Consider the following 23,054-nt stretch of genomic DNA (forward strand, 5'->3'; position numbering starts at 1 on the left):
GAGATCGATCAGGCCCACAAGGACGGTGACACGCTGGGCGGTGTGGTCGAGGTGCTGGCCTACGGGGTGCCGGTGGGGCTTGGTTCGCATGTGCACTGGGACCGGCGTCTGGACGCGCGGCTTGCTGCCGCGCTGATGGGTATTCAGGCGATCAAGGGCGTCGAGGTCGGTGACGGCTTCGACCTTGCCCGGGTGCCCGGTTCGCAGGCGCACGACGAGATCGTCAACACCGCCGACGGCGTCAGGCGCACCTCCGGCCGCTCCGGCGGCACCGAGGGCGGCCTGACCACCGGTGAGCTGCTGCGGGTGCGGGCTGCGATGAAGCCCATCGCGACCGTGCCGCGTGCGCTGGCCACCATCGATGTCGTCACGGGTGAGGCGGCCAAGGCGCATCACCAGCGCTCGGACGTGTGTGCCGTGCCGGCCGCGGGCATCGTCGCCGAGGCCATGGTCGCGCTCGTCCTCGCGGACGCGGTCGCCGAGAAGTTCGGCGGTGACAGCGTGCCCGAGACCCGCCGCAACGTCACCTCCTACCTCGACAACCTCCAGATCCGGTGAGCACCGGACCGCTGGTCGTCCTGGTCGGCCCGATGGGCTCCGGCAAGTCCACCGTGGGCGCGCTGCTCGCCGAGCGGCTCGGCGCGCCCTACCGGGACACCGACGCCGACATCGTCGCCGCCGAGGGCCGCCCCATCTCGGACATCTTCATCGAGGACGGCGAGCCGCACTTCCGCGCCCTGGAGCGGGCCGCGGTGAGCGCTGCGCTCGCCGAACACCCGGGTGTGCTCGCGCTCGGCGGCGGCGCCGTCCTCGACGACGACACCCGTGCGCTGCTCGCGGCGCACCCCGTCGTCTACCTCTCGATGGACGTCGACGAGGCGGTCAAGCGCGTCGGCCTGAACACGGCCCGGCCGCTGCTCGCCGTCAACCCGCGCCGGCAGTGGCGCGAGCTGATGGAGGCGCGCCGCCATCTGTACACCGAAGTCGCCCGTGCGGTCGTCGCGACCGACGAGCGCACCCCCGAAGAGGTCGCGCAGGCGGTCCTCGACGCACTGGAGTTGAAGGACGCATGACGGAGCAGGCACCCACCCGGATCCAGGTCGGCGGCACCGCCGGCAATGACCCGTACGAAGTGCTCGTCGGCCGCAACCTGCTGGGCGAACTGCCCGGGCTCATCGGCGAGACGGTGAAGCGGATCGCGATCATCCATCCGGAGGCCCTGGCCGGCACCGGCGACGCGATCCGGCTGGACCTCGCCGCCGAAGGCTACGAGGCCATCGCCATCCAGGTGCCCAACGCCGAGGAGGCCAAGACCGCCGAGGTCGCCGCCTACTGCTGGAAGGCGCTGGGCCAGTCCGGCTTCACCCGCACCGACGTCGTCATCGGCGTGGGCGGCGGCGCCACCACCGACCTCGCGGGCTTCGTCGCGGCCACCTGGCTGCGCGGGGTGCGCTGGATCTCGGTGCCGACCACCGTGCTCGGCATGGTGGACGCGGCGGTCGGCGGCAAGACCGGCATCAACACCGCCGAGGGCAAGAACCTGGTGGGCTCCTTCCACCCGCCCATCGGCGTTCTGTGCGACCTGGCCGCGCTCGACTCGCTGCCGGTCAACGACTACGTGTCGGGCATGGCCGAAGTCATCAAGACCGGCTTCATCGCGGACCCGGCCATCCTCGACCTCATCGAGTCCGACCCGGCCGGTGCCCGCACCCCCGAGGGCCCGCACACCGCCGAGCTGATCGAGCGCTCCATCCGGGTCAAGGCCGAAGTGGTCTCCAACGACCTGAAGGAATCGGGTCTGCGCGAGATCCTCAACTACGGCCACACCCTCGCCCACGCCATCGAGAAGAACGAGCGCTACAAGTGGCGGCACGGCGCGGCCGTCTCCGTCGGCATGGTCTTCGCGGCCGAACTCGGCCGTCTGGCAGGGCGGTTGGACGACGCGACGGCCGACCGGCACAGCGCGATCCTGGAGTCCGTCGGGCTGCCGCTCACCTACCGTGGCGACCAGTGGCCCAAGCTCCTGGAGAACATGAAGCTGGACAAGAAGTCCCGCGGCAACCTGCTGCGCTTCATCGTCCTGGACGGCCTCGCCAAGCCGACCGTCCTAGAGGGTCCGGACCCGGCGGTGCTGCTGGCCGCCTACGGTGAGGTCTCCGCGTGACCCGGCGGGTGTTCGTCCTCAACGGCCCCAACCTGGGCCGCCTGGGCTCCCGCGAGCCCGACGTGTACGGCGCCACCACCTACGCGGGCCTCGTCGAGGTGTGCGAAGGGCTGGGCAAGGAGCTCGGCTTCGAGGTCTCGGTCCGCGAGACCAACGACGAGGGCGAACTCATCCGCTGGCTCCACGAGGCTGCGGACGGTCGAATTCCGGTCGTCATCAACCCGGGCGCCTTCACCCACTATTCGTACGGAATGCGCGACGCGGCCGCCCAGCGCACCGCGCCGCTCATCGAGGTGCACATCTCGAACCCGTACGCCCGTGAGGAATTCCGCCACACCTCGGTGATCGCCCCCGTCGCCACCGGCACCGTCGCGGGCTTCGGCATCGGCTCGTACCGGCTCGCACTGCGCGCGCTCGCCGACGAGCTGGCCGACGAACTCGGCTGACGGGCACTGTTGCCGCCCCCCGGCCGTTCACACTGTGACGGCCGGGAGAGGTACGGTTCTGCACCGGGCCGCCCCACACCGACGGGCGCCCGACCAGCGCCAGTTGCCTGTACGAGACGGAGTGGCACCGGATGCAGCACGCAGGGGGGGCTCCACTGCCGCCGCCCCACGCCCCGGGGCAGCCCCCGCACGACTGGGCCCAGGGAATCGAGCCGGAGGGCACGGCTCCGCTGAGGCCCGGCGCGCCGGGTACCCCGCCGTACCAGCCGGGGCCCGCGGCGGGCCAACTCCCGGCCCACCCGCCGACGGCGCCCACCCAGGCCCCGCACCACCCCGCCACCCAACAGCCGCCCGGCCAGGGCTGGCAGGGGCCCGCGCCCCAGCACGCCTCGGCCCGGCCACCGTCCCGGGACACCACCGGGCACGTCGCGCTGCCGCCCGGCGGCCCGGTACCGATGCCGCAGGCCCCCGAGGGGACCGGCGCGACCACGCTCGCGGTGCTGCTCATCGGCCCGGCCGGCGCCGGCAAGACGACCGTGGCCCGGTACTGGGCGCAGCACCGCCGGGTGCCCACCGCGCACATCAGCCTCGACGACGTACGCGAATGGGTGTGCTCGGGGTTCGCCGACCCCCAGTCGGGCTGGAACGACCACTCCGAGGCCCAGTACCGCCTGGCCCGCCGCACCTGCGGCTTCGCCGCGCGCAACTTCCTGGCCAACGGGATCTCCTGCATCCTCGACGACGCTGTCTTCCCCGACCGGCCGGTCGTCGGCCTCGGCGGCTGGAAGCGGCACGTGGGCCCCGGCCTGCTGCCGGTCGTGCTCCTGCCGGGCCTGGAGGTCGTCCTGGAGCGCAACGCGGAGCGCAGCGGCAACCGGCGCCTGTCGGACGAGGAGGTGGCGGGCATCCACGGCCGCATGGCCGGCTGGTACGGCTCGGGCCTCCCGATCATCGACAACTCCCAGTACGACGTCCCCACCACGGCCCGCCTCCTGGACGACGTCCTGGCCCGCACGATCGCCAGCCCCCCGAACTGGTAGCGCTTCCCGTCCGGGGGCGTTCGGCTGGCGCGGGCCGTGGCTGGCCGTTCGCGCGGTTCCTCGCGCCCCTGAGGGGGCTGGTTTTCGGGTGCGGGCCGAGGGTGGCTGGTCGCGCAGTTCCTCGCGCCCTGGTGGGCCCCCTTACGGGAACCACCTCCGGCCCGGACCAGTCCGCCAGGGCCACGGGGAACTGTGCGACCCCGGCCCCGCCAAGGGGCGCGGGGAACTGCGCGACCGGCCCGGGACGGCCCGCAGCCGAGGAAGCCGGGGAGCAGCCCCTTGAGCCCGTCCGGCGTTTGAGGACAGCGCGTGGGGCACCTGGACGGGCAGCAGCCCCTTGAGCCGGTCCCGCGCTTGAGGACAGCGCGTGGGGCACCTGGACGGGCAGCCGGGGGAGCAGCCCCTTGAGCCGGTCCGGCGCTTGAGGACAAGGACGGACCGACCACCGGGGCGGCCCCCGGTCGGACGCGCTGAGACAGCCGACCCGCTCCCCCGCTCATACGCTCGGGGCATGTCAGAGGTGTTCGCGGTACGCCGCGGCTGGCTGCGGGACCGCTGCGCGGCCGCAGGCAGCGCGGCCGCCCTGGTCTCCCGCCCGGCCAACGTCCGCTATCTCTCCGGCGGCGCGCCGCCGGGCGCCGTCCTGCTGCTCGGCCCCGCCGAGGACGTCCTGTTGTGCCCGCGCACGCCCTCCGGCGACCTCATCGAGGGACACCTGGACGAGCAGCTGCGGCTCACCGTGCTGCCCGCCCCCGGCGGCGACCCCGCCGTCGCCGCCGCCGACCTGGCGCTCGCCACCGGCGCGGACTCGCTGGCCGTGGAGGAGCACCACCTCTCCGTGGCCCGCCACCGCGCGATCGGCTCGGTGGCGCCCGGGCTCCTCCTGAGCGATCTGGGCGGCGCCGTGGAGCAGCGCCGCCTGGTCAAGGACGAGGACGAGATCGCCTGTCTGCGCATCGCCGCCGAGATCGCCGACCAGGCCCTGGGCGAGCTGCTGGAGTCGATCCTGGTGGGCCGCACCGAGCGGCACCTCGCCCTGGAGCTGGAGCGCCGCCTGGTCGACCACGGCGCCGACGGGCCGGCCTTCATGACCTCGGTCGGCACCGGGCCCAACTCCGGGCGGGCGGGCCACCGTCCGGCCGACCGCCGGGTCGAGGAGGGCGACTTCCTCTCGGTCTGCCTCGGCGCCACCTACCGTGGATACCGCTGCGAGATCGGCCGTACCTTCGTGATCGGCACCACTCCCGCGGACTGGCAGATCGAGCTCTACGACGCTGTTTTCGCAGCCCAGCGGGCCGGCCGGGAGGCCCTCGTACCGGGCGCCGAGTACCGTGCGGTGGACCGCGCGGCCCGTCAGGTACTGGACGCCGCGGGCCATGCGGAGGCCGTCGGACCGCTCACCGGACACGGTGTCGGGATCGAAATCGACGAGGAGCCGCAGCTCGCACCTGGAGCCATGGGTAAACTGGACACTTGCGTGCCGGTCACCGTCGAACCGGGGGTCCACCTCCCGGGCCGGGGCGGCGTCCGGATCGATGACACGCTCGTCGTACGCCCCGAGGCGGACGGCGGCCCCGAGCTACTCACCATCACGACCAAGGAGCTGCTAGCGCTCTAGCACGCGTACGTGCCCCGTGTGCGTACCCTCGGTCGTCCACCAGCTTTCAGTCCAGGAGATTCCGCAACCGTGGCTTCCACGAACGACCTCAAGAACGGCCTGGTGCTCAAGCTCGACGGAGGCCAGCTCTGGTCCGTCGTCGAGTTCCAGCACGTCAAGCCCGGCAAGGGCCCGGCCTTCGTGCGCACCAAGCTCAAGAACGTGCTCTCCGGCAAGGTGGTCGACAAGACCTTCAACGCCGGTGTGAAGGTCGAGACGGCCACCATCGACCGCCGAGACATGCAGTTCTCGTACATGGACGGCGAGTACTTCGTCTTCATGGACATGGCCACCTACGACCAGCTGATGGTCGACCGCAAGTCCGTCGGCGACGCCGCCAACTTCCTCATCGAGGGCTTCACCGCCTCGGTCGCCCAGCACGAGGGCGAGGTGCTCTACGTCGAGCTCCCCGCCGCCGTCGAGCTGGTCATCCAGCACACCGACCCGGGCGTCCAGGGCGACCGCTCCACCGGCGGCACCAAGCCGGCCACCCTGGAGACCGGTTACGAGATCGGTGTCCCGCTCTTCATCACCACCGGTGAGAAGATCAAGGTCGACACCCGCACCGGCGACTACCTCGGCCGGGTGAACAGCTAACCGTGGCTGCCCGGAACAAGGCCCGCAAGCGCGCCTTCCAGATCCTCTTCGAGGCCGACCAGCGCGGCGAGTCCGTGCAGACGGTCCTCGCGGACTGGGTGCGGCACTCGCGGTCCGACGACCGTCAGCCGCCGGTCGCCGAGTACACGATGCAGCTCGTCGAGGGCTACGCGGACCATGTGGACCGCATCGACGACCTGATCTCCACGTACGCGGTGGGCTGGACGCTCGACCGGATGCCGGTCGTGGACCGGAACATCCTGCGCCTCGGCGCGTACGAGCTGGTCTGGGAGGACGAGACGCCCGACGCGGTCGTCATCGACGAGGCCGTCCAGCTGGCCAAGGAGTTCTCCACGGACGACTCCCCGGCCTTCGTGAACGGCCTGCTCGCCCGTTTCAAGGACCTCAAGCCGAGCCTGCGCCGGGACTAGTACCCGGCGGGGCCGGCGCCCCGAGTACGCCGAAGGGCCCGCAGCACGATCCGTGCCGCGGGCCCTTCGGCGTACTCGGGCGGCCGCACGCCAAAACGCCGGCCCTGTTGAAACGCCGGCCCTGCAGAACGCCGAAGGGCCCGCCCGGAGCGCATGCTCCCGACGGGCCCGACGGCACGTTTCTGCTGAAGGGGGGTCAGCCCTCTTCGTGGGCGACCGCACGGCGGGCGTCCGCGTCCAGGACACCCCAGCTGATCAGCTGCTCGGTCAGCACCGAGGGGGACTGGTCGTAAATGACGGCCAGCGTGCGCAGATCGTCCTGGCGGATCGAAAGGACCTTGCCGTTGTAATCGCCGCGCTGCGACTGAATGGTCGCCGCATAACGCTGCAACGGGCCCGCCTTCTCCGGCGGCACGTGCGCGAGGCGCTCAAGGTCGAGGACCAGCTTCGGCGGCGGCTCGGCGGCCCCGCCCGGCGTGGTGCCCGGCAGCAGCTCCTGCACCGGAACGCCGTAGAAGTCCGCCAGCTCGGCAAGGCGCTGTACGGTCACGGCGCGGTCGCCGCGCTCGTACGAGCCGACCACGACGGCCTTCCAGCGGCCCTGGGACTTCTCCTCCACGCCGTGGAGGGAAAGGCCCTGCTGGGTGCGGATGGCGCGGAGCTTGGCCCCGAGCTGTTTTGCGTATTCGCTGGACATATAGCTCCCCGGACGCTGTGACAACGTGCGGCTCCGCCGCGCGGCTGTAACTCACTGTGAGGTTACGCAGCGTTACTTGGCCGCGTCAAGCCGAATGGTCCACACCCCCGCCCCGCAGGAGTGACAGGCTCCGCGTGCGGCGGGCCGTACAGGTCACGGCGATTCCCCGGCCCGGCTCACCCGTTCGAGTGATGGCCCGGTGTCGGACGGCTCCAGGCCCCTGGTACCGTTGGTGACGCAATTCCGACGTCCTTTAAGGTCCGTCCCGTGAGGCGGAGAAGGAGGTCCGTTTCATATGGACACGCAGCACCCGCACCACCCGCAGGATCAGACGCACCCCGATGCGGCGCGGCCCGTTCTCGAAGGCCCCGACATCGCGCGCGTCCTGACCCGTATCGCCCACGAGATCGTCGAACGCGCCAAGGGCGCCGACGACGTGGTGCTCCTCGGCATTCCGACCCGCGGGGTCTTCCTCGCCGAGCGGCTGGCCGTGAAGCTCGAAGGCATCACCGGACGCAAGACCCCGGTCGGCTCCCTCGACATCACCATGTACCGCGACGACCTGCGGATGAAGCCCGCCCGCGCGCTCGGCCGCACCGAGATCCCCGGCGACGGCATCGACGGACGCCTGGTCGTCCTCGTCGACGACGTCCTCTTCTCCGGCCGCACCATCCGCGCCGCCCTCGACGCGCTCGGCGACATCGGCCGCCCGCGCGCCGTCCAGCTCGCGGTCCTCGTCGACCGCGGCCACCGCGAACTCCCGATCCGTGCCGACTATGTCGGCAAGAACCTCCCCACGTCGCTGCGGGAGACGGTCAAGGTCCAGCTCGCCGAGGAGGACGGCCGCGACGCCGTGCTGCTCGGCGTCAAGCAGACCGCTCCGGCCGGCGAGCAGTAGCTCCCACCACCCCGTACGGACCGCACCGACCCGTACGGGCTGCTTCTGCGCGCCCGCACGCCCAAAACCTCCACCACACCTGGAGAACCCCCAGATGATGCGTCACCTCATCTCGGCCGCCGACCTCACCCGCGACGACGCCGTGCTCATCCTCGACACCACGGAGGAGATGGCCCGCGTCTCCGACCGGCCGATAAAGAAGCTCCCCGCCCTGCGCGGCCGGACCATCTGCAACCTGTTCTTCGAGGACTCCACCCGCACCCGGATCTCCTTCGAAGCCGCCGAGAAGCGCCTGTCGGCCGACGTCATCAACTTCGCCGCCAAGGGCTCCTCGGTCTCCAAGGGCGAGTCCCTCAAGGACACCGCACAGACCTTGGAGGCGATGGGCGTCGACGCCGTCGTCATCCGGCACAGCGCCTCCGGCGCACCCTTCCGGCTCGCCACCTCCGGCTGGATCGACGCCCCGGTCATCAACGCCGGCGACGGCACCCACCAGCACCCCACGCAGGCCCTGCTCGACGCCTTCACCATGCGTCGCCGCCTGGTCGGCAAGGACGCGCTCGGCCAGGACCTGGCGGGCAAGCGCATCACCCTCGTCGGCGACGTCCTGCACAGCCGGGTAGCCCGCTCCAACGTCGACCTGCTCCACACGCTCGGCGCCGAGGTCACCCTGGTGGCACCGCCGACGCTGCTCCCCGTCGGCGTCGAGCACTGGACCTGCGACGTCAGCTACGACCTGGACGCGGTGCTGCCGAAGTCGGACGCGGTGATGATGCTGCGGGTGCAGCGCGAACGCATGAACGCCGCCTTCTTCCCGACCGAGCGCGAGTACTCGCGGCGCTACGGGCTCGACGGCGAGCGCATGGCCAAGATGCCCGAGCACGGCATCGTGATGCACCCGGGCCCGATGGTGCGCGGCATGGAGATCACCGCCGAGGTCGCCGACTCCGACCGCTGCACGGTCGTCGAGCAGGTCGCCAACGGCGTCCACACCCGCATGGCGGTCCTGTACCTGCTGCTCGGCGGCAACGAGCCCGCCGTCAGCCACGCCCGTCCCACCGATTCGGAGAACAAGTAACCATGAGCAAGATCCTCATCCGTGGTGCGAAGGTCCTCGGCGGTGACGTCCAGGACGTCCTGATCGACGGCGAGACCATCGCCGCCACCGCCCGGAAGGGCGAAATCGACATCAGTGGCACCGGCCTGGACGCGGGGGACGCGACCGTCATCGACGCCGAGGGCCAGATCCTGCTGCCCGGCCTCGTCGACCTGCACACCCACCTGCGCGAGCCCGGCCGCGAGGACTCCGAGACCGTCCTCACCGGCACCCAGGCCGCCGCCCGCGGCGGCTACACCTCGGTCTTCGCCATGGCCAACACCTTCCCCGTCGCCGACACCGCGGGCGTCGTCGAGCAGGTGTGGCGGCTCGGCAAGGAGTCCGGCTACTGCGACGTGCAGCCCATCGGCGCCGTCACCGTCGGGCTGGAGGGCAAGAAGCTCGCCGAGCTCGGCGCCATGCACGACTCCGCCGCCGGCGTCACCGTCTTCTCCGACGACGGCAAGTGCGTCGACGACGCCGTGATCATGCGCCGCGCCCTGGAGTACGTGAAGGCCTTCGGCGGCGTCGTCGCCCAGCACGCCCAGGAGCCCCGCCTGACCGAGGGCGCCCAGATGAACGAGGGCATCGTCTCGGCCGAGCTCGGCCTCGGCGGCTGGCCCGCCGTCGCCGAGGAGTCGATCATCGCGCGCGACGTGCTGCTCGCCGAGCACGTCGGCTCCCGCGTGCACATCTGCCACCTGTCGACGGCCGGCTCCGTAGAGCTCGTCCGCTGGGCCAAGTCGCGCGGCATCGACGTCACCGCCGAGGTCACCCCGCACCACCTGCTCCTCACCGACGAGCTGGTCCGCTCCTACAACCCGGTCTACAAGGTGAACCCGCCGCTGCGCACCGAGCGCGACGTCATGGCGCTGCGCGAGGCCCTCGCGGACGGCACGATCGACATCGTCGCCACCGACCACGCCCCGCACCCGCACGAGGACAAGGACTGCGAGTGGGCCGCGGCCGCCATGGGCATGGTCGGCCTGGAGACCGCGCTCTCCGTCGTCCAGCACACGATGGTGGAGACCGGCCTGCTCGACTGGGCCGGTGTCGCCGACCGCATGTCCCACAAGCCCGCCGAGATCGGGCAGGCGACCGGCCACGGCCGCCCCATCTCGGCAGGCGAACCCGCCAACCTGACGCTCGTCGATCCGGCATACCGTGGTGAGGTGAACCCCGCGGGCTTCGCATCCCGCAGCCGCAACACCCCCTACGAGGGCCGCGAGCTGCCCGGACGCATCACGCACACCTTCCTGCGGGGCCGGGCAACGGTCGTGGACGGGAAGCTGGCGTGACGTACGCATCACTGATCAATCTCGCAGCCGAGGAGAAGTCCGCCGAGGTGACCAACTGGGGCGGACGCATCGGCTGGGTCGTCGGACTCCTGCTCTTCGTGGCGCTCGTCTACTGGCTGATGCGCCAGGGCTGGCAGTGGCGCGGCCGTCTCCAGGCCGACCTGCCCGACCTGCCCACCGCGCCCGAGACGCCGGGCGAGGCGAAACTGGAGCTGAGCGGCCGCTACCACGGCTCCACCACCGCCGGGCAGTGGCTCGACCGCATCGTGGCGCACGGCCTGGGCGTCCGCAGCAAGGCCGAGCTCACCTTGACGGACGCGGGCCTGGACGTCGTACGCCCCGGGGCGAACGACTTCTTCGTCCCGGCCGCCCAGCTGCGCGAGGCCCGGCTCGACAAGGGCATCGCGGGCAAGGTCCTCACCGAGGGCGGCCTGCTCGTCGTCACCTGGAGCCACGGCGACAAGCTCATCGACTCGGGCTTCCGCTCCGACCGGGCCGAACAGCACCCGGCCTGGGTCGCAGCCATCAACTCCATGACCAAGACCTCTGCACAACCCACCACGACGGAAGGCGCCGCACGATGACCACCTCCACCCGGGGAGCCGCCAAGGCTCCCGCCGTACTCGTCCTGGAGGACGGCCGCATCTTCCGCGGCCGCGCCTACGGGGCCGTGGGGGAGACCTTCGGCGAGGCCGTGTTCTCCACCGGCATGACCGGATACCAGGAGACCCTCACCGACCCGTCGTACCACCGCCAGGTCGTCGTGATGACCGCCCCGCACGTCGGCAACACCGGCGTGAACGACGAGGACCCCGAGTCCGGGCAGATCTGGGTGGCCGGGTACGTCGTGCGCGACCCCGCCCGCCTCCCCTCCAACTGGCGCTCGCGCCGCTCCCTGGACGACGAGCTCGTCAAGCAGGGCGTCGTCGGGATCTCCGGCATCGACACCCGCGCCCTCACCCGCCACCTGCGCGAGCGCGGCGCCATGCGCGTCGGCATCTTCTCCGGCGAGGCGTGGAAGGGCGTCCGCGACGAGGCCCTGCTGGCCCGCGTCAAGGAAGCCCCGCAGATGCAGGGCGCGAACCTCTCCGCCGAGGTCGCCACCAAGGAGACCTACGTCGTCCCCGCGATCGGCCCCGACGGCGAAGCCGTCCCGCTCGGCACCGCGAAGTTCACCGTCGCCGCCGTGGACCTCGGCATCAAGGGCATGACCCCGCGCCGCATGGCCGAGCGCGGCATCGAGGTGCACGTGCTGCCCGCGACCGCCACCGCCGAGGACGTGTACGCCGTCAACCCCGACGGCGTGTTCTTCTCCAACGGCCCGGGCGACCCGGCCACCGCCGACGGCCCCGTCGCCGTGATGCGGGCGGTGCTCGAACGCCGGACGCCGCTGTTCGGCATCTGCTTCGGCAACCAGATCCTGGGCCGCGCCCTCGGCTTCGGCACGTACAAGCTCAAGTACGGCCACCGTGGCATCAACCAGCCGGTGCAGGACCGCACCACCGGCAAGGTCGAGGTCACCGCGCACAACCACGGCTTCGCCGTCGACGCGCCGCTCGACAAGGTCTCCGAGACGCCCTTCGGGCGCGCCGAGGTCTCCCACGTCTGCCTGAACGACCAGGTCGTCGAAGGTCTCCAGCTGCTCGACCAGCCGGCCTTCAGCGTCCAGTACCACCCCGAGGCGGCCGCGGGCCCGCACGACGCCGCGTACCTCTTCGACCGTTTCGTATCCCTGATGGAGGCCGAGCGTGCCTAAGCGCACCGACATCCAGTCCGTTCTGGTCATCGGCTCCGGACCGATCGTCATCGGCCAGGCCGCCGAGTTCGACTACTCCGGTACCCAGGCCTGCCGCATCCTCAAGGCCGAGGGCCTGCGGGTCATCCTGGTCAACTCCAACCCGGCCACGATCATGACCGACCCGGAGATCGCCGACGCCACGTACGTCGAGCCGATCACCCCCGAGTTCGTCGAGAAGATCATCGCCAAGGAGCGCCCCGACGCGCTCCTGCCCACCCTCGGCGGCCAGACCGCGCTCAACACCGCGATCTCCATGCACGAGCAAGGTGTCCTGGAGAAGTACGGCGTCGAGCTGATCGGCGCCAACGTCGAGGCCATCAACAAGGGCGAGGACCGCGACCTGTTCAAGGGCGTCGTCGCGGCCGTCAAGGAGAAGATCGGCTACGGCGAGTCCGCCCGCTCGGTCATCTGCCACACCATGGACGACGTCATCAAGGGCGTCGACGAGCTCGGCGGCTACCCCGTCGTCGTGCGCCCCTCCTTCACCATGGGCGGCGCCGGCTCCGGCTTCGCGCACGACGAGGAGGAGCTGCGCCGCATCGCCGGACAGGGCCTCACGCTCTCGCCGACCACCGAGGTGCTCCTGGAGGAGTCCATCCTCGGCTGGAAGGAGTACGAGCTGGAGCTGATGCGCGACAAGAACGACAACGTCGTGGTCGTCTGCTCCATCGAGAACTTCGACCCGATGGGCGTGCACACCGGCGACTCCATCACCGTCGCCCCGTCCATGACGCTGACCGACCGCGAGTACCAGCGCCTGCGCGACATCGGCATCGCGATCATCCGCGAGGTCGGCGTCGACACCGGCGGCTGCAACATCCAGTTCGCGATCAACCCCGACGACGGCCGCGTCATCGTCATCGAGATGAACCCGCGCGTCTCGCGGTCCTCCGCGCTCGCCTCGAAGGCCACCGGTTTCCCGATTGCCAAGATCGCGGCCAAGCTCGCCATCGGCTACACGCTCGACGAGGTCCCCAACGACATCACCGAGAAGACGCCGGCCTCCTTCGAGCCGACCCTCGACTACGTCGTGGTGAAGGCCCCGCGCTTCGCCTTCGAGAAGTTCCCCTCCGCCGACTCCACCCTCACCACCACCATGAAGTCGGTGGGCGAGGCCATGGCGATCGGCCGGAACTTCACCGAGGCCCTCCAGAAGGCCCTGCGCTCCCTGGAGAAGAAGGGCTCGCAGTTCGACTTCACGGGCCCGGTCGGAAGCAAGGACGTCCTGCTCGAAGAGGCCAAGCGGCCGACCGACGGGCGCATCAACACCGTCATGTACGCGATCCGCGCGGGCGCCACCCAGGAAGAGGTCTTCGAGTACACGAAGATCGACCCCTGGTTCGTCGACCAGCTCTTCCTCATCAAGGAGATCGCCGACGACCTGGCCGCCGCCGAGAAGCTCAACCCCGAGCTGCTCGCCGAGGCCAAGCGGCACGGCTTCTCCGACGCCCAGATCGCCGACATCCGCGGCCTGCGCGAGGACGTCGTCCGCGAGGTCCGGCACGCCCTCGGGGTGCGCCCGGTCTACAAGACGGTCGACACCTGCGCCGCCGAGTTCGCCGCCAAGACCCCGTACTTCTACTCCTCGTACGACGAGGAGAGCGAGGTCGCGCCGCGCACCAAGCCCGCCGTGATCATCCTGGGTTCGGGCCCCAACCGCATCGGCCAGGGCATCGAGTTCGACTACTCCTGCGTCCACGCCTCCTTCGCCCTGAGCGACGCCGGCTACGAGACCGTGATGGTCAACTGCAACCCGGAGACCGTCTCCACCGACTACGACACCTCCGACCGGCTGTACTTCGAGCCGCTCACCCTTGAGGACGTCCTGGAGATCGTGCACGCCGAGACCCTCGCGGGCCCCGTCGCCGGTGTCGTCGTCCAGCTCGGCGGACAGACCCCGTTGGGTCTGTCGCAGGCCCTCAAGGACAACGGCGTCCCGGTCGTGGGCACCCCGCCCGAGGCGATCCACGCCGCCGAGGACCGCGGCGCCTTCGGCCAGGTGCTCGCCGAGGCCGGCCTGCCCGCGCCCAAGCACGGCACCGCCACCACCTTCGAGGGCGCCAAGGCCATCGCCGACGAGATCGGCTACCCGGTCCTCGTACGCCCGTCGTACGTGCTCGGCGGACGCGGCATGGAGATCGTGTACGACGAGGAGCGGCTCGCCTCGTACATCGCCGAGTCCACCGAGATCAGCCCCACCCGGCCGGTCCTGGTGGACCGCTTCCTCGACGACGCGATCGAGATCGACGTGGACGCCCTCTACGACGGCACCGAGCTCTACCTCGGCGGCGTCATGGAGCACATCGAGGAGGCCGGCATCCACTCCGGCGACTCGGCGTGCGCGCTGCCCCCGATCACCCTCGGCGGCTTCGACATCAAGCGCCTGCGCGCCTCGACGGAGGCCATCGCCAAGGGAGTCGGCGTCCGCGGACTGATCAACATCCAGTTCGCGATGGCGGGCGACATCCTGTACGTCCTCGAAGCCAACCCCCGTGCCTCGCGCACCGTCCCCTTCACCTCGAAGGCGACCGCGGTGCCGCTCGCGAAGGCCGCCGCCCGCATCTCGCTGGGCGCCACCGTCGCCGAGCTGCGTGCCGAGGGCATGCTGCCGAAGGAGGGCGACGGCGGCACCCTGCCGCTGGACGCGCCGATCTCCGTCAAGGAGGCCGTGATGCCGTGGAGCCGCTTCCGCGACGTCCACGGGCGCGGCGTCGACACCGTGCTCGGCCCGGAGATGCGCTCCACCGGTGAAGTCATGGGCATCGACTCGGTGTTCGGCACCGCGTACGCCAAGTCGCAGGCGGGCGCCTATGGTCCGCTGCCGACCAAGGGCCGCGCGTTCATCTCGGTCGCCAACCGGGACAAGCGCACGATGATCTTCCCGGCACGTGAACTGGTCGCCCACGGCTTCGAGTTGATGGCCACCTCCGGCACCGCCGAGGTGCTGCGCCGCAACGGCATCAACGCCACCGTGGTGCGCAAACTCAGCGAGGGCGAGGGGCCGAACGGCGAGAAGACCATCGTCCAGCTGATCCACGACGGCGAGGTCGACCTCATCGTCAACACGCCGTACGGCACCGGCGGCCGTCTCGACGGCTACGAGATCCGCACGGCGGCCGTCGCCCGCTCCGTGCCCTGCCTGACCACGGTCCAGGCGCTCGCCGCCGCCGTCCAGGGCATCGACGCGCTCAACCGCGGTGACGTGGGGGTGCGTTCCCTCCAGGAACACGCGGAGCATCTGACCGCGGCCCGCGACTAGCAGGCGGGGAAGCAGGGGGACACCGGAAACGGTGTCCCCCTCTTCATGAGTCCCCTTCATGAGCCCCCACCCAGAGCCCCTGAGGACAACGAACATGTACAAGCTCTTCTTCAACCTCGTCTTCAAGCGGATGGACCCCGAGCAGGCCCACTACCTGGCCTTCCGCTGGATCCGTCTCGCGGCCCGCGTCCCCGTCCTGCGCACCTTCGTCGCCGCCGTGCTCGCGCCCCGCCACAAGGAGCTGCGCACCGAGGCCCTCGGCCTGCGCATGCACGGCCCCTTCGGCCTCGCGGCCGGCTTCGACAAGAACGCCGTCGCGATCGACGGCATGTCGATGCTGGGCTTCGACCACATCGAGATCGGCACGGTCACCGGCGAGCCCCAGCCCGGCAACCCCAAGAAGCGGCTGTTCCGCCTCGTGCCGGACCGCGCCCTCATCAACCGCATGGGCTTCAACAACGAGGGCTCGGCGGCCGTGGCCGAGCGCCTGGCGGCCCGCAAGGCCGTCTTCCGCACGACGGTCGGCGTCAACATCGGCAAGACCAAGGTGGTCCCGGAGGCCGAGGCCGCCGCCGACTACGTGAAGTCGACCGAGCGCCTCGCCCGGCACGCCGACTACCTCGTGGTGAACGTCTCCTCGCCGAACACCCCGGGCCTGCGCAACCTCCAGGCCACCGAGTCGCTGCGCCCGCTCCTGACCGCCGTGCGCGAGGCCGCCGACCGCAGCGTGACCGGCCGCCGCGTCCCGCTGCTCGTCAAGATCGCCCCCGATCTCGCCGACGCGGACATCGACGCGGTCGCCGACCTCGCCGTCGAGCTCGGCCTGGACGGCATCATCGCCACCAACACCACGATCGCCCGCGACGGGCTCGGCCTGAAGTCCTCCGCCGGCCTCGTCAAGGAGACCGGCGGCCTGTCCGGCGCGCCGCTCAAGGAGCGCTCCCTGGAGGTACTCGGCCGCCTGTACGCCCGCGTCGGCGACCGTCTCGTCCTGATCGGGGTCGGCGGCATCGAGAACGCCGAGGACGCCTGGCAGCGCATCCTGGCCGGCGCCACCCTCGTCCAGGGCTACAGCGCCTTCATCTACGAGGGCCCCTTCTGGGCCCGCGCGATCCACAAGGGCCTCGCGGCCCGGCTCGCCACCTCCCCGTACGCGACGCTCGCCCAGGCCGTCGGCGCCGAGACCCGGAAGAAGGCCGCCGCATGATCCCCTTCGGTACCCGTCTGCGCGAGGCGATGGACACCCGCGGACCGCTGTGCGTGGGCATCGACCCGCACGCCTCCCTGCTCGCGGACTGGGGCCTGAACGACGACATCGCGGGTCTGGAGCGCTTCACCCGCATCACCGTGGAGGCCCTCGCCGACCGGGTGGCCGTCCTCAAGCCGCAGTCGGCGTTCTTCGAGCGGTTCGGCTCGCGCGGCGTCGCCGTCCTGGAGAAGGCGGTCGAGGAGGCCCGCGCGGCCGGGGCGCTGGTCCTGATGGACGCCAAGCGCGGCGACATCGGCTCCACGATGGCGGCGTACGCGGCCACCTATCTGGACCCCGCCTCCCCGCTGTTCTCGGACGCGGTCACCGTCTCGCCGTACTTGGGCTTCGGTTCGCTGCGCCCGGCGCTCGACCTGGCGGCCAAGTCCGGCTCGGGCGTCTTCGTGCTCGCCCTCACCTCCAACCCGGAGGGCGCCGAGGTGCAGCGCTCGACCGCGGCCGACGGCCGTCCCCTCGCCCAGCTGATGCTGGACCACATGAAGGCGGAGAACACGGGCGCCTCGCCCCTGGGCTCGGTCGGTGCCGTGGTCGGCGCCACGCTCGGCGACGCCGGGGTGGACCTCGACATCAACGGCCCGCTGCTCGCCCCGGGGATCGGCGCGCAGGGCGCGACCCCGGCCGATCTGCCGGGCGTGTTCGGCTCGGCCGTGCGCAACGTCGTCCCGAGCGTCAGCCGCGGGGTGCTGCGCCGCGGCCCCGACGCGAGCGCCCTGCGCGAGGCCGCGGCCCGCTATGCCGACGAGGTCCGCGCGGCGATTCCGCGGGTGTGATCGACGGTGCCGCCCCGGTGTGACATGCGTCGCACCGGGGCGGCGTGCTTTCCGGACACGCGGCGGACGTGCGGCGACGGCCGCCGGGGCCTCGCGCGCACCGGGGAAACGGCCGGCCGCGGGGGGCCGTTCGGCGCCCGGGCACCGAACGTTGACAAATTCCTTACTCAAAACCGGGGGGTTTTGTCCGAAAAGTCCTGGTCGGCTGAGGCTGACCAGGACTTTTCGTCTGTTCTCGCTGACTGGAGCGGCCTTGGCCGCTAGTCTCCGACGAGAGCAGACGAGCACGTGCGCGAGTGCGTTGTTCGTTGCTCGCCTGGTGTGGGGCGATTAGGTTCCTCACCGGTCCGTATCCGACAGTTCGACATCCGAGGTGACGTAGGCGTGGCTCTTCCGCCCCTTACCCCTGAACAGCGCGCAGCCGCGCTCGAAAAGGCCGCCGCGGCTCGCCGGGAGCGGGCCGAGGTCAAGAATCGACTCAAGCACTCCGGCGCCTCGCTCCACGAGGTCATCAAGTCGGGCCAGGAGAACGACGTCATCGGGAAGATGAAGGTCTCCGCCCTCCTTGAGTCCCTGCCCGGCGTGGGCAAGGTCCGCGCCAAGCAGATCATGGAGCGGCTCGGGATCTCCGAGAGCCGCCGCGTGCGGGGGCTCGGCTCCAATCAGATCGCGTCCCTTGAGCGCGAGTTCGGCGGCTCCGGGGCCTGACGTCTCGGGCATGCCCGAGAAGCTGGAATAATCGCCGCATGGCAGCAACACCCCGGGGGACCACCCCCGTACCCCCGGACGCACGTCCGCGGCTGACCGTGCTCTCCGGCCCCTCCGGGGTCGGCAAGAGCACGGTCGTCGCTCATATGCGCAAGGTTCATCCCGAGGTCTGGCTCTCGGTGTCGGCGACGACCCGCAAGCCGCGCCCCGGCGAGCGGCACGGCGTGCAGTACTTCTTCGTCGACGACGAGGAGTTCGACAAGCTCGTCGCCAACGGCGAACTGCTCGAATGGGCCGAGTTCGCGGGCAACCGCTACGGCACCCCGCGCACGGCCGTGCTCGAACGGCTCGAAGCCGGTGAGCCCGTCCTCCTGGAGATCGACCTCCAGGGCGCCCGGCTCGTCCGCGAGTCGATGCCCGAGGCGCAGCTCGTCTTCCTCGCGCCGCCCAGCTGGGACGAACTCGTCCGCCGGCTCACCGGCCGGGGCACCGAGGCGCCCGAGGTCATCGAGCGCCGGCTCGCCGCCGCGAAGGTCGAACTGGCCGCCGAGTCGGAGTTCGACACCACCCTGGTCAACACCTCGGTCGAGGACGTGGCCCGCGAGCTGCTAGCCTTGATGCGAGTTGTTTGATCGAGTCGTATGACGTCATTCACCCGGCGTCCTCCGATCCGCTCGGTTCCGCTCACATCTTCGATCCCCATCGGAAGGCAGAGAGTGTCCTCTTCCATTACCGCGCCCGAGGGCATCATCAACCCTCCGATTGATGAGCTCCTCGAAGCAACCGACTCGAAGTACAGCCTGGTGATCTACGCGGCCAAGCGTGCCCGCCAGATCAACGCGTACTACTCGCAGCTCGGTGAGGGCCTGCTCGAGTACGTCGGCCCGCTGGTGGACACCCACGTCCACGAGAAGCCGCTCTCGATCGCGCTGCGCGAGATCAACGCGGGTCTGCTGACCTCCGAGGCCATCGAGGGCCCCGCCCAGTAGGCACCGATACGTTTCCACCACAGGCCCGGCAGCGCGACTGCCGGGCCTGTGGTGTGTCATGGGTACGTACACGCATCAGGCGCACGGGGAGAGGCAGTTCTTTCGATGGCCAAGCCGAAGGTCGTTCTGGGGGTCAGCGGCGGCGTCGCCGCCTACAAGGCGTGCGAGCTGCTGCGCCGGCTGACCGAGTCGGGGCACGACGTCCAAGTGGTGCCGACCGCGGCGGCGCTCCACTTCGTCGGAGCCGCCACCTGGTCGGCGCTGTCCGGACACCCCGTCTCGACCGAGGTCTGGTCGGACGTCCACGAGGTGCCCCACGTCCGCATCGGACAGGGCGCCGACCTCGTGATCGTGGCGCCGGCCACCGCCGACATGCTCGCCAAGGCCGCCCACGGCCTGGCCGACGACCTGCTGACCAACACCCTGCTCACCGCGCGCTGCCCGGTCGTCTTCGCGCCCGCGATGCACACCGAGATGTGGGAGCACCCCGCCACCCAGGAGAACGTCGCGACCCTGCGCCGCCGGGGCGCGATCGTCGTCGAGCCCGCCGTCGGGCGGCTCACCGGTGTCGACACCGGCAAGGGTCGGCTGCCCGACCCGGGCGAGCTGTTCGAGGTGTGCCGCCGGGTGCTCGCGCGGGGGAGTGCCGAGCGGGACCTGGCCGGGCGGCACGTGGTGGTCAGCGCGGGCGGCACGCGAGAGCCGCTCGACCCCGTCCGCTATCTCGGCAACCGCTCCTCCGGCAAGCAGGGCTACGCGCTCGCCCGTACCGCCGTCGCGCGCGGGGCCAGGGTCACCCTGATCGAGGCCAACACCGGGCTCCCGGACCCGGCGGGTGCCGATGTGGTCCACGTCGGCACCGCCGTACAGCTGCGCGAGGCCGTCCTGAAGGCCGGGGCGGACGCGGACGCGGTGGTCATGGCGGCCGCCGTCGCCGACTTCCGGCCGGAGTCGTACGCCGCCGGGAAGATCAAGAAGAAGGACGGACAGGAGCCCGCGCCGCTCACCCTCGTCCGCAATCCGGACATCCTCGCCGAGATCTCCGCCGAGCGCGCCCGGCCCGGCCAACTGGTCGTCGGCTTCGCGGCCGAGACCGACGACGTGCTGGCCAACGGCCGTCTCAAGCTCCGGCGCAAGGGCTGCGACCTGCTCGTCGTCAATGAGGTCGGTGAGCGCAAGACGTTCGGCTCCGAGGAGAACGAGGCCGTCGTGCTCGGCGCCGACGGCTCCGAGACGCCGGTGCCGTACGGTCCCAAGGAAGCCCTCGCCGACACGGTGTGGGATCTGGTGGGCCGGCGTTTCGGACAAACCGGGGCCACCTCCGGAGACCGTCCCTGAACCCCCCGGTCAGGGCCCGCCGGGGCGTCCGTCGCCGCGCATGCGGCATACCGGAACGACCAGATCCGGAGATCTCCGGACTCCACGTGTCGAGACACGTGGTCCATTGAGCAGAACCGACCGATAAACTGGTCTCGGATCCGCAGCCGGGCGCAGCTCCCGGCGCGACCTACCATGATCAGCCAGCAGCCGCTGCAACCCCAGGGAGCGTTGTGTCCCGTCGTCTCTTCACCTCGGAGTCTGTGACCGAGGGTCACCCCGACAAGATCGCTGACCAGATCAGCGACACGATCCTCGACGCGCTTCTGCGCGAGGACCCGGCCTCCCGCGTCGCCGTGGAGACCCTCATCACCACGGGCCAGGTGCACGTGGCCGGTGAGGTCACCACCAAGGCGTACGCGCCGATCGCCCAGCTCGTGCGCGACAAGATCCTGGAAATCGGCTACGACTCCTCGAAGAAGGGCTTCGACGGCGCCTCCTGCGGCGTCTCGGTGTCCATCGGCGCCCAGTCCCCGGACATCGCCCAGGGTGTCGACACCGCGTACGAGAAGCGGGTTGAGGGGTCCGCCGCAGGTGACGAGGGCGACGAGCTGGACAAGCAGGGCGCCGGCGACCAGGGCCTGATGTTCGGCTACGCCTGCGACGAGACGCCCGAGCTGATGCCGCTGCCGATCCACATCGCGCACCGCCTCTCGCGCCGCCTGACCGAGGTCCGCAAGAACGGGACCATCCCCTACCTGCGCCCCGACGGCAAGACCCAGGTCACCATCGAGTACGACGGCGACAAGGCCGTCCGCCTCGACACGGTCGTCGTCTCCACGCAGCACGCCAGCGACATCGACCTGGAGTCGCTGCTCGCGCCCGACATCCGCGAGTTCGTCGTCGAGCAGGTCCTCAAGCAGCTCGTCGAGGACGGCATCAAGCTGGACACCGACGGCTACCGCCTCCTGGTGAACCCGACCGGCCGCTTCGAGATCGGCGGCCCGATGGGCGACGCCGGCCTGACCGGTCGCAAGATCATCATCGACACCTACGGCGGCATGGCCCGTCACGGCGGCGGCGCCTTCTCCGGCAAGGACCCGTCGAAGGTCGACCGCTCGGCCGCCTACGCGATGCGCTGGGTCGCCAAGAACGTCGTGGCCGCCGGCCTCGCCGCGCGCTGCGAGGTCCAGGTCGCGTACGCAATCGGCAAGGCCGAGCCGGTGGGTCTGTTCGTCGAGACGTTCGGCACCAACACGGTGGACAACGAGAAGATCGAGACCGCGATCACCCAGGTCTTCGACCTGCGTCCGGCCGCGATCATCCGTGACCTCGACCTGCTCCGCCCGATCTACGCCCAGACCGCGGCGTACGGCCACTTCGGCCGCGAGCTCCCCGACTTCACGTGGGAGCGCACGGACCGCGTGGAGGCGCTGCGCGCCGCCGCGGGTCTGTAGGCCCCAGCACCCCATGAGGGCCCCGGACCGGGATCGGTCCGGGGCCCTCATGTTCTGGGGAGGGGATGTCGCCCGTGCGGATGCTGGTCATTCCTCCGTAGCCGGTTGCCCGGCGGGGTCTTCGAGACCCGGCCCCTCGAAGCGGGCCCTGATCTCTTCAGCGGCCTCGGTCTTGTTGTGACCCTCAGCCACCTGGAGCAGCCGTTTCCCGAACAGGGCCAGGTCTGGATCGTCCGGCCCGAAGCCGAACCACGCGATCACATCGTCCAGGCGATTGCCCGTACCCGATGGTTCCTCGCCGTGATGCGGCGTGGCCTCGGACGTGAAGGGGGCCTGGGCATGGAGGCCGGGCTCCGGCGGAAGGACCGGAGGCGGCACCAAGTGTTGGAACTCCGGTGCCACTTCGTCGTTGTTGGCTGCGGCGGTGAGTCGGGCCAGGACACCGATCCGGTCCACGGTCTCCTCGATCCGGTCCTCGTTGCGGGCCAGCCACCACACCACGGCGCTGCCGGTGTCCTTCAGGACGTCACCGCCCAGGTAGTCGCGTTTGTTGCGCTCATGGTTGCGCTCGTGCTCCCAGACGTCCTGCTCCTTGCGTACGGCCGAGAGTTTGGCCAGGCGTTCCAGGTCCGGCCCCGGGAGGTCGAGCGAGACCTCCAACGCCATGGCCTGCAACCGTCCGCCGGGGTCCGGGAGCATGATCGCAAGAGCGCCGTCGAGCTGGTGCTGCAGCAGTGCGCTCCGCGAAGGGGGTTGCCCTGCGGTGATCTCGCGGGCCCGCTGCAGGATGGTGTCCACGGCGAGGCCGGAGGGGTTTCCGAGCATCGCTCCGTCGGGCGAGTCGAGAACGCTCCAGCGCACCGTGGCCGAGAACAGGAAGTCGTAGTCGGTGACAGCACTGGGCAGGGCGACACCATGGACGCGCACTTCCCGACGGGGTGCGGGCGGCAACGGCAGATCGGGTTCCAGAGTGAGGTGGGCCGGGAACCCGTCGTCGTCCCGGGACATCAGCCGGTTGACCACCACGGCCGCCGTGACCAGCACGGCAGCCAGAACAGGCCAGGCCCATCGTGGCCACTGCAGGGCCACCCCCGCGATGACGCACAGCAGCCCGAGCAGAAGGGTGACGAAGACGGTCATGGTGTGACGGCCTGAACCGCTCATG

23 protein-coding genes are annotated in these 23,054 nt (G+C 70.8%); 21 read left to right on the forward strand and 2 right to left on the reverse strand.

Features of this window, described 5'->3' with window-relative positions; translation table 11 throughout:
- The 8 genes from aroC to nusB form a co-directional block, all read left to right on the forward strand.
- Positions 1 to 558, forward strand: a 558-nt coding sequence (aroC, locus tag IE267_RS35355) for a chorismate synthase (RefSeq protein WP_189763786.1), incomplete at its 5' end; no start/stop codon positions are given.
- Positions 555 to 1,073 carry a shikimate kinase gene (locus IE267_RS35360; protein WP_161257912.1) on the forward strand — a complete coding sequence of 173 codons (519 nt, stop codon included), beginning with the start codon at positions 555 to 557 and terminating at the stop codon, positions 1,071 to 1,073. The genes aroC and IE267_RS35360, both read left to right, overlap by 4 nt.
- A complete protein-coding gene (gene aroB, locus IE267_RS35365) occupies positions 1,070 to 2,164 on the forward strand; it encodes a 3-dehydroquinate synthase (protein WP_189766048.1) in 1,095 nt (364 codons plus the stop codon). Before IE267_RS35360 ends, aroB begins: the two co-directional genes overlap by 4 nt.
- Complete coding sequence (gene aroQ / locus IE267_RS35370; RefSeq protein ID WP_161257918.1) at positions 2,161 to 2,610, forward strand: type II 3-dehydroquinate dehydratase; 450 nt, start codon at positions 2,161 to 2,163, stop codon at positions 2,608 to 2,610. The genes aroB and aroQ overlap by 4 nt, the downstream gene beginning before the upstream one ends.
- A 131-nt stretch (positions 2,611 to 2,741) precedes the next feature.
- The gene (locus IE267_RS35375; protein WP_189766049.1) at positions 2,742 to 3,650 is read left to right on the forward strand and encodes a Pro-rich N-terminal domain-containing protein; all 909 of its coding nucleotides are present in this window, start codon (positions 2,742 to 2,744) and stop codon (positions 3,648 to 3,650) included.
- 511 nt (positions 3,651 to 4,161) lie between these two features.
- The gene (locus IE267_RS35380; protein WP_167154950.1) at positions 4,162 to 5,268 is read left to right on the forward strand and encodes a M24 family metallopeptidase; all 1,107 of its coding nucleotides are present in this window, start codon (positions 4,162 to 4,164) and stop codon (positions 5,266 to 5,268) included.
- Between the two features lie 69 nt (positions 5,269 to 5,337).
- Entirely contained in the window at positions 5,338 to 5,904 is a 567-nt protein-coding gene (efp, locus tag IE267_RS35385; RefSeq protein ID WP_161244138.1) for an elongation factor P, read from the forward strand.
- 2 nt (positions 5,905 to 5,906) lie between these two features.
- A complete protein-coding gene (gene nusB, locus IE267_RS35390; RefSeq protein ID WP_053724514.1) occupies positions 5,907 to 6,335 on the forward strand; it encodes a transcription antitermination factor NusB in 429 nt (142 codons plus the stop codon).
- 196 nt (positions 6,336 to 6,531) lie between these two features.
- Here nusB and bldD read toward each other — a convergent pair whose 3' ends face one another.
- Positions 6,532 to 7,032 carry a transcriptional regulator BldD gene (gene bldD, locus IE267_RS35395; RefSeq protein WP_014044812.1) on the reverse strand — a complete coding sequence of 167 codons (501 nt, stop codon included), beginning with the start codon at positions 7,030 to 7,032 and terminating at the stop codon, positions 6,532 to 6,534.
- A 295-nt stretch (positions 7,033 to 7,327) separates the two neighbouring features.
- Between bldD and pyrR the strand changes: the two genes are divergently transcribed.
- The 13 genes from pyrR to metK all read left to right on the forward strand — a co-directional run bounded on the left by pyrR (position 7,328) and on the right by metK (position 21,889).
- Positions 7,328 to 7,930, forward strand: a complete 603-nt coding sequence (pyrR, locus tag IE267_RS35400) for a bifunctional pyr operon transcriptional regulator/uracil phosphoribosyltransferase PyrR (RefSeq protein ID WP_161244137.1) — start codon at positions 7,328 to 7,330, stop codon at positions 7,928 to 7,930.
- Positions 7,931 to 8,024: 94 nt separating this feature from the next.
- Positions 8,025 to 9,008 (forward strand): aspartate carbamoyltransferase catalytic subunit, encoded by a 984-nt coding sequence (locus tag IE267_RS35405; RefSeq protein WP_161244136.1) that lies wholly within the window; start codon positions 8,025 to 8,027, stop codon positions 9,006 to 9,008.
- Positions 9,009 to 9,010: 2 nt separating this feature from the next.
- Positions 9,011 to 10,324 carry a dihydroorotase gene (locus IE267_RS35410; RefSeq protein ID WP_189766050.1) on the forward strand — a complete coding sequence of 438 codons (1,314 nt, stop codon included), beginning with the start codon at positions 9,011 to 9,013 and terminating at the stop codon, positions 10,322 to 10,324.
- Positions 10,321 to 10,908: a PH-like domain-containing protein gene (locus IE267_RS35415; protein WP_189766051.1), complete on the forward strand. Its 588-nt coding sequence runs from the start codon at positions 10,321 to 10,323 to the stop codon at positions 10,906 to 10,908. Before IE267_RS35410 ends, IE267_RS35415 begins: the two co-directional genes overlap by 4 nt.
- Positions 10,905 to 12,080, forward strand: a complete 1,176-nt coding sequence (gene carA / locus IE267_RS35420) for a glutamine-hydrolyzing carbamoyl-phosphate synthase small subunit (RefSeq protein ID WP_167154961.1) — start codon at positions 10,905 to 10,907, stop codon at positions 12,078 to 12,080. Before IE267_RS35415 ends, carA begins: the two co-directional genes overlap by 4 nt.
- The gene (gene carB, locus IE267_RS35425; RefSeq protein WP_167154964.1) at positions 12,073 to 15,381 is read left to right on the forward strand and encodes a carbamoyl-phosphate synthase large subunit; all 3,309 of its coding nucleotides are present in this window, start codon (positions 12,073 to 12,075) and stop codon (positions 15,379 to 15,381) included. Before carA ends, carB begins: the two co-directional genes overlap by 8 nt.
- A gap of 94 nt (positions 15,382 to 15,475) precedes the next feature.
- A complete protein-coding gene (locus tag IE267_RS35430) occupies positions 15,476 to 16,588 on the forward strand; it encodes a quinone-dependent dihydroorotate dehydrogenase (protein WP_189766052.1) in 1,113 nt (370 codons plus the stop codon).
- Positions 16,585 to 17,418: an orotidine-5'-phosphate decarboxylase gene (pyrF, locus tag IE267_RS35435; protein ID WP_189766053.1), complete on the forward strand. Its 834-nt coding sequence runs from the start codon at positions 16,585 to 16,587 to the stop codon at positions 17,416 to 17,418. Before IE267_RS35430 ends, pyrF begins: the two co-directional genes overlap by 4 nt.
- Positions 17,419 to 17,802: 384 nt before the next feature.
- A complete protein-coding gene (locus IE267_RS35440) occupies positions 17,803 to 18,126 on the forward strand; it encodes an integration host factor (RefSeq protein WP_053724505.1) in 324 nt (107 codons plus the stop codon).
- A gap of 38 nt (positions 18,127 to 18,164) precedes the next feature.
- Positions 18,165 to 18,758 (forward strand): guanylate kinase, encoded by a 594-nt coding sequence (gene gmk, locus IE267_RS35445; RefSeq protein ID WP_189766054.1) that lies wholly within the window; start codon positions 18,165 to 18,167, stop codon positions 18,756 to 18,758.
- A gap of 84 nt (positions 18,759 to 18,842) precedes the next feature.
- Positions 18,843 to 19,115: a DNA-directed RNA polymerase subunit omega gene (gene rpoZ, locus IE267_RS35450; RefSeq protein WP_005319902.1), complete on the forward strand. Its 273-nt coding sequence runs from the start codon at positions 18,843 to 18,845 to the stop codon at positions 19,113 to 19,115.
- 105 nt (positions 19,116 to 19,220) lie between these two features.
- Positions 19,221 to 20,453, forward strand: coding sequence for a bifunctional phosphopantothenoylcysteine decarboxylase/phosphopantothenate--cysteine ligase CoaBC (gene coaBC, locus IE267_RS35455; protein WP_189766055.1), 1,233 nt, complete (start codon positions 19,221 to 19,223; stop codon positions 20,451 to 20,453).
- Between the two features lie 212 nt (positions 20,454 to 20,665).
- Complete coding sequence (gene metK / locus IE267_RS35460) at positions 20,666 to 21,889, forward strand: methionine adenosyltransferase (protein ID WP_167154976.1); 1,224 nt, start codon at positions 20,666 to 20,668, stop codon at positions 21,887 to 21,889.
- Positions 21,890 to 21,976: 87 nt separating this feature from the next.
- Here metK and IE267_RS35465 read toward each other — a convergent pair whose 3' ends face one another.
- Positions 21,977 to 23,053, reverse strand: coding sequence for a hypothetical protein (locus IE267_RS35465; protein ID WP_189766056.1), 1,077 nt, complete (start codon positions 23,051 to 23,053; stop codon positions 21,977 to 21,979).
- Position 23,054 lies beyond the last annotated feature (1 nt).

The organism is Streptomyces xanthochromogenes, assembly GCF_014650455.1.
GTDB lineage: Bacteria > Actinomycetota > Actinomycetes > Streptomycetales > Streptomycetaceae > Streptomyces > Streptomyces xanthochromogenes.